This is a genomic window from Rhodococcus sp. KRD162 (assembly GCF_017168335.1).
Taxonomy (GTDB): domain Bacteria; phylum Actinomycetota; class Actinomycetes; order Mycobacteriales; family Mycobacteriaceae; genus Rhodococcoides.
The window spans coordinates 1-417 of the sequence record NZ_JABFAU010000080.1 but is presented as its reverse complement, the minus strand read 5'-3'; the positions used below and the strand labels follow the sequence as shown (position 1 = coordinate 417).

Below are 417 nucleotides of genomic sequence, written 5' to 3'. Positions count from 1 at the left end.
TCGACGAGATCTGCGTCGGCGATATCGCCGTGCACGAACTCGATGCGCTCGGCCACCGAGTCGAGGGAGGCCTTGTTACCGGCATAGGTGAGTTTGTCGAGCACGGTCACCTGGGCGTCGGGGCGCTTCGCGAGGGTCTGGTGAACGAAGTTCGCGCCGATGAACCCGGCCCCACCCGTGACGAGAATTCTCATGAATAACGACGGTACTGGGCACCGCTGGATCATTGTCTGGTGCAGAGTCCAAGGTCACAGTGATTCATTTATCTGCGTCGCGCGTATGGTCTAGTTGTCTGGAAGACTTCGCGGTCATGCGGGGAATCATTCTGGCGGGCGGTACGGGTTCGCGGCTTCATCCGATCACGATGGGTGTCAGCAAGCAGCTGGTGCCGGTCTACGACAAACCGATGATCTACTA

2 protein-coding genes are annotated in these 417 nt (G+C 59.0%); one reads left to right on the top strand and one right to left on the bottom strand.

Features of this window, described 5'->3' with window-relative positions:
• Positions 1 to 194, bottom strand: a 194-nt coding sequence (locus J1M87_RS27520; protein WP_206492823.1) for an NAD-dependent epimerase/dehydratase family protein, incomplete at its 3' end; no start/stop codon positions are given.
• Between the two features lie 116 nt (positions 195 to 310).
• On the opposite strand from J1M87_RS27520, the gene J1M87_RS27515 reads away from it, so the two are divergent.
• On the top strand, positions 311 to 417 hold a 107-nt coding region (locus J1M87_RS27515; protein WP_274611118.1), incomplete at its 3' end, for a sugar phosphate nucleotidyltransferase.